The sequence below is a fragment of the Collinsella sp. AM38-1BH genome, from assembly GCF_003467545.1.
GTDB lineage: Bacteria > Actinomycetota > Coriobacteriia > Coriobacteriales > Coriobacteriaceae > Collinsella.
Genome location: NZ_QSHC01000027.1, coordinates 1 through 6,199 on the forward strand (window position 1 = coordinate 1; position 6,199 = coordinate 6,199).

Annotated in this window: 5 protein-coding genes; 3 read left to right on the forward strand and 2 right to left on the reverse strand. The window is 54.9% G+C overall.

Annotation, left to right across the window (positions count from 1 at the left end; translation table 11 throughout):
* Positions 1-101 precede the first annotated feature (101 nt).
* A complete protein-coding gene (locus tag DW870_RS09630; protein WP_117794043.1) occupies positions 102-752 on the reverse strand; it encodes a LexA family transcriptional regulator in 651 nt (216 codons plus the stop codon).
* Between the two features lies 1 nt (position 753).
* On the reverse strand, positions 754-2,004 hold the full coding sequence (locus tag DW870_RS09140; protein ID WP_158564839.1) for an arginine deiminase family protein: 1,251 nt from the start codon (positions 2,002-2,004) through the stop codon (positions 754-756).
* A gap of 277 nt (positions 2,005-2,281) precedes the next feature.
* Between DW870_RS09140 and DW870_RS09145 the strand changes: the two genes are divergently transcribed.
* From DW870_RS09145 to argF, 3 genes are all read left to right on the forward strand, one after another.
* Positions 2,282-3,718, forward strand: coding sequence for a YfcC family protein (locus tag DW870_RS09145; RefSeq protein WP_199573656.1), 1,437 nt, complete (start codon positions 2,282-2,284; stop codon positions 3,716-3,718).
* Between the two features lie 42 nt (positions 3,719-3,760).
* Positions 3,761-5,005: an arginine deiminase family protein gene (locus tag DW870_RS09150; protein ID WP_117794041.1), complete on the forward strand. Its 1,245-nt coding sequence runs from the start codon at positions 3,761-3,763 to the stop codon at positions 5,003-5,005.
* Between the two features lie 86 nt (positions 5,006-5,091).
* Positions 5,092-6,099 (forward strand): ornithine carbamoyltransferase, encoded by a 1,008-nt coding sequence (gene argF / locus DW870_RS09155; protein ID WP_117794040.1) that lies wholly within the window; start codon positions 5,092-5,094, stop codon positions 6,097-6,099.
* The last annotated feature ends 100 nt before the right edge of the window (positions 6,100-6,199 follow it).

Sequence of the window (6,199 nt, forward strand, 5' to 3'; positions counted from 1 at the left end):
ACAAACTACCTCTCTTCATGAGCCCCGCAGTCCGCTCCGACTGCGGGGCTTTTGCTATTGAGTTGTGAGCATATGGGGGAGGTAAACAAGATCAAATTTGATTAGACGCTCAGATCATGAGACGCCTGAAACCAAACGATGACTCCCAGAATCCTAATTCGGCGTTTGTCCAGCACGATATCCGGTTCCGCTGTGCGATATGAGTGGGATGAGAGCATCACGGTATTCGTGCCGGTGCTATAACGCCGTATGACGATTCTCGAATTATCGGCCAAGGCGAGGACGGAGCATCCGTTCCAGGGTTTTGGGCTGGGATCCACGAGGAGAAGGGATCCAATCGGGTAGCATTTGGACATGGCGGATGTGTCCATTTGAACAAAGAAGCACTCGCGATGTTTCTTGAATACGGATGAGGGAAGCGCGGTTGTTCCGGTTTGTTTAAGTCCCGTTCTGCCTCCTGTCATCTGGATTTTAAATACATCGCAAAGGGAATCAGTAGTAACTTCTTTGGATTCCCCCTTCCGCCCCTCGTGGTCGAGCTTTGCGGCAAGCCCTGCGGTTTCAGATGTGAGGTCGTCGAGCTGCAGGTTAAATGTCGATACTATCTTGAGCAACGTTGAGCGGCGGATTGCATAACGATCCTTTTCCCAGCGGCATACCGTTTCTTTGGAGACGCCGACGAGTGTCGCGAGCTCCTCCTGTGTTAGCTGATCGCGCTTGCGAAGCGCCTTTATGTTTTGACCCGTTCCCATTTTATGAAGTGCGGACGAGGGGAAGGCAGAGGCAGTTGGGACCGCCAAAGCCGTTTGTCAGCTCGAAGATAGAGATGGGAACAAGTTCAATACCTGCCTGCTCCAGCGCTTTGTTGGTTTTGACGTTTTCTTCGTATACGCAGACCTTGCCGGGCTCCAAACAAAGGGTGCTTGTGGCATTGTTGGACCTTTCGACCTCTGCTGCTCCGGGATTTGAGCCACCGCAAAAGATAAATTGCAACGAATTTGAGCCCAGAGCTAATCTCAGCGCTTCTTTCAGACCGCCTTCGACATGACGCGCCCGGGTTGTCCTTTCCGATCTGCCCCGCGTAATGCGGTAGACCCGTGCTTGATCGAGAAGCTCACGGTCAACGAGGAATGTCTCGTAGTCAACGCGAGCGAAATATGTGTCGAGATGGATACAGAGGTCATCGTAGGGGACCTGTATGGCCCATACGGACTCAATAGCAGAGTTCTCATCCCAGAGCAAGTTATTTGCTAGGGTGTCTATCGCCGCTGGCTCGGTTCGTTGGGAGATTCCAACGGCTACGTTTTCGCAGTTGAGGTTGTGCAGGTCGCCGCCTTCAAAGTGGTAAGTCGATTCATGCTTGAAGAACTGAGGAGCCTCGCGGAAATCTGGGTGATATGTAAAAATCGTTTTGTAGGCGATAACCTCACGGTTGCGCTCCGGCCAGTACATATGGTTGAGTGTGACGCCTTCGCCGATGACGCTCGCCGGGTCGCGTGTGAACCACATGGTGTTAAGGGGGCTTACGAGAAGGTCGTCGGGCGAGTATGCATCTCCCGTCAGTTTTGCGAGGCTGAATATCTCCTTATCCGTATCGAAGACCTGGGAATAACGGATGCCGTTGACGGCCGCTTGGGCCAGAGCGCGGGAGCCCTCGATGTGCTCGAGGTAATCGCGAATAGCGGACTCGAGCTCAATGCCGCACGCGCCGCATTCTCTAATGAAGCTATCGATAAAGGAGCGACGCGCTTGGTCTGTCGCATCAAGGGCTTCGGTAAGAAGGTTTTCAAGATAGAGAATCTCTACTCCTTCGCGCTCGAGCATCGTCGAGTAAGCATGATGCTCCTTGAGAGCCTTTTCAAGATCGAATGAGCTGCTAGACGGGCGTAGCGTAAAGACTTGATTGAACTGCCCGTCGGGGTAATTGCGCGTTTCGGAGCCGGGGCAGTGCAGGAGGGCCTTTTTTAGCTTTCCTATTTCGTTTTGAACATGTAGTGCGGACATAAAACCTCGCTTTGGCGATGAGTATTGATTGCTTCCATAGTGGCACATTACGAGATTGATTCAATTTACATCATATTTGTCACAGGAGAATGGCATGAACAAGGCTAGTAATTGATGTTAAACATCTATTTAAAGAGACAATTGACGAATTACATCAATCTGGAATCCGTTTACGGGTCGATGCGCTTCGTTGACGGGCGAAGAGACGGAAGGATGTTTTGCGCGATGACACAATGGCTTTGCCGGCAACGAAAAACCCCTGAATTAAGGAGGAGAGATGGCAGAGACAGAAAAGAAGCGCACTCTTCGAGTCCCGCACGTGTACACCATCATTCTCGTCTTGATGGCCGTATTTGCCGTTCTGACCTGGGTCGTGCCTTCGGGCTCGTTTGAGCGCCAGGAGGTTAACGGTCGCGAGGTAACAGTCTCGGGCACCTATGAGCCTGTCGATAAGGTCTATACGGACGAGGACGGCAACGAGGTCGATCTTCGCCAAGGCATCTTCGAAGTACTTGAGGCCCCTGCGATCGGCATCCAGCAAGCGGTCGAGGTCGTTGCATTCATTATGATCGTGGGAGGTTCCTTCCAGGTCATCACGGCGACCGGAGCCATCACGAGCGGCGTCGCCCGAGTGGTGAAGAAGTTCAAGAGCAAGGACGTCCTCATCATTCCGATCCTAATGGTGCTTTTTGCCTTGGGCGGCAGCACCTTTGGTATGGCAGAGGAGACGCTTCCGTTCTTTGCGATTCTTATGCCGATCATGATGGCCATGGGCTTCGACTCAATTACAGCGTTCATGACGGTGTTTGTGGGTGCCCGTATCGGATACATCGCATCTACCGTTAACCCGTTCAACGTCCTGATTTCCCAGGGCATCCTCGGCATCCAGGGCAACCCCCAGCTTTGGTTGCGTACTATCGCCCTTGTCGTGCTCACTGCAGTTGCCATCGCATGGGTTGTGATGTATGCCCTCAAGGTTAAGAAGAATCCCGAGGTATCCCCAGCTTTCCACGATGATATCGAGAAGCGCAAAGAGTTTGGCGCGGACGAGAATCTCCTCGATAGCGAGTTCACCGCTAGGCAAAAAGCCGTCATGGTTATTTTCGTGCTTGGACTTGGCGCTATCATTTGGGGTCTGGTAACCCAGGGCTGGTACATGAACGAGATCTCTGCGATTTTCTTGGCCATGGCTCTTCTTTCGGGTGTTGTTTCCGGGATGAATGAGAAGGAGATCGCTGGCGAGTTCGTTAAGGGAATTGCAGACTTCGCGTTCTCTGCCATCGTTGTTGGCCTCGCCCGCGGAATCCTCGTAATCGCCAATGACGGCCTCATCATCGATACGATTCTCAACACGCTCGCCACGGCTCTCTCTGGAGTTCCGGCAGTTATCTTTACGAGCATTCTCTATGTCGTGGATAACCTTCTGTCGATCCTCGTTCCGAGCTCCTCGGGCATCGCTGCTCTTACGATTCCCATTTTCGGCCCGCTTGTTGAGCTGATGGGCTTAAACCCCGAGGCTGCAGTTACGGGTCTTTCCATGGGCAGCGCGGCCATGTCTCTCATTTCGCCAACAAGCGCGATGCTCGTTGCCGGTCTTGGCGTCTGCAAGATTCCGCTTGGCCAGTGGTGGAAGGTTGCTTGGAAATTCTTCCTGGTCGTGAGCGTTATCTGCATGGCATTCACTGCGGTTTCGGGCCTTATCCCCCTGCCGTAAAAGCAAAACCCCACATACAAGTTGTGAGAAAGAAGGATAGAGATGAACAAAGGACTGAACGTTCATAGCGAGATTGGCGCCCTCAAGAAGGTGTGCGTCCATCGCCCCGGTATGGATCTTGTAAACATGAAGGCGGAGGATTTCGACCGCGTTTGGATTCACGATGCGTTCTATCTGGACTATGCCCAGAAAGAGCACGATCAGTTTACCGACCTTCTTCGCGGCGCTGGCGCCGAGGTCGTCTATATGGAAGAGCTGCTCGCTGAGACGTTTGACAAAGTCGAGGGCACTCGCGCAGAGTTCATGACGAAGTTCATGGGTGAGTCCGGCATCTCCAACGCGGCCCTTCGCCAGGCCGTTGTCGAGAAGCTTGATTCGATTAAGGACAACAAGGAGTTTGTCCTTGCTGCCATGGGCGGCCTCTACGTTCGCGACCTCGAGATCCCCAAGGTTGGCGGTTCTCTTGCCAGTATGGACGGCGAGGAGTTGAAGGCTGACGATATGGTGCTGTTCCCCATGCCGGCCTCGTATTTCTCCCGTGACCCTCTGGCTGTCGTGGGCAAGGGCGCTACCATGAACCGCATGTACTGGAATCAGCGCAACCGCGAGGTAATCTTCTACGAAACGGTGCTGCGCAACCATCCCGATTACGCCGGTAGCCCCATCTGGTACGACCACAACAGCGAGTGGCATATCGAGGGCGGCGATATCCTCAACATCAACGCCAAGACGCTCGCCATCGGTATTTCCGAGCGCACCCAGACTGCGGCCATCGATGAGCTCGCCAAGAATATGTTCTGGGGTTCCGATGAGGCCGAGATCGAGAACATCTATGCCATCAAGATCCCGCACGGCTACGCCTACATGCACCTCGACACCGTCTGCACGCAGGTCGATCGCGATAAGTTCACGGTCTATCCCGGCATCTACCAGACGCTTCGTGCCTACCGCCTGACCAAGGGCGATGCAGAGGGGGAGGTGCATATCGAGGAACTCGAGGGCACCCTGCAGCATATCCTCGAGCTTGCGACGGGTATGGACCATATCACCATGATTGAGTGCGGTGGCGGCGATCCGATCGAGGCCTCCCGTGAGCAGTGGAACGATGGTTCCAACACTCTTGCGGTCGCACCGGGCAAGGTCTGCGTGTATGAGCGCAACGTTGTCACCAACGATGCTCTTTACAAGGCTGGCGTCGAGCTGCTCGTCGCTCCCTCCGAGGAGCTTTCTCGCGGTCGCGGCGGCCCGCGCTGCATGACCATGCCGTTCTGGCGTGAGGAAATCTAGTCAGCGTTAGCGTATCTGGGCGGCGCGTGTGCGTCTGCGCCGCCCATCCCTCCTTGTGTGTTCCAACAATCGAAAGGACTCAAATCATGGCTCTTAATCTTTCTGGTCGAAGCGTTCTTACCCTGCTTGACTTTACGCCCGAGGAAATCGAGTACATGCTCGACCTCTCAAAGAACTTCAAGGATATGAAGCGCGCCGGTTATCCGCACCGCTTTCTCGAGGGCAAGAACATTGTCCTGCTGTTTGAGAAGACCTCCACGCGCACGCGCTGTGCCTTCGAGGTCGGCGGTATGGACCTGGGTATGGGCGTGACCTACCTCGACCCCGGCTCGTCGCAGATGGGCAAGAAAGAGTCCATCGAGGATACCGCCCGCGTGCTCGGTCGCATGTATGACGGTATTGAGTATCGCGGCTCCGACCAGTCGATCGTCGAGGAGCTTGCCGCCAAGGCTGGCGTTCCCGTCTGGAACGGTCTGACCAACGAGTACCATCCCACCCAGGCCCTTGCCGACATTCTCACCATGCGTGAGGAGTTTGGCGACACGCGCGGCATGAAGCTCACCTATATGGGCAAGGAGCAGGGCAACGTCAGCGACTCCCTGATGGTTATCTGCGCCAAGCTCGGCATTAACTTCTGCTCCTGCGGACCCAAGGGCGATGTCGAGGGCGCCACGCACTTCGATCCCGAGCTTCTTGAGCGCTGCCAGGAGATCGCCGCTCAGAATGGCTGCACGATCCAGCTCACTGAGGATATCGACGAGGGCGTCAAGGATGCAGACGTGATCTATACGGACGTTTGGGTCGGTATGGGCCAGGCTGAGGAGCTGTGGAAGAGCCGAATCGATCTTCTCTCTCCCTATCGAGTAACGCCCGAGGTCATGGCCAAGGCAAACCCCGGCGCCATCTTTATGCACTGCCTGCCGAGCTTCCACGATACGCAGACCACCATCGGCGCCGAGATTGCCGAGAAGTTCGGCGTGACCGAGATGGAGGTTTCCGACGAGGTCTTTGAGAGCGCGCAGTCTCGCGTGTTCCAGGAGGCCGAGAACCGCATGCATACCATTAAGGCCATGATGTACGCGACGCTTCGCTAGTAGCTGGGAAGTGAACGAACACTATGAGTAAACCGTACGGAAAGCCCGATCGTATTGTCGTCGCCCTTGGCGGCAACGCTCTCGGCAACAACCCCGTCGA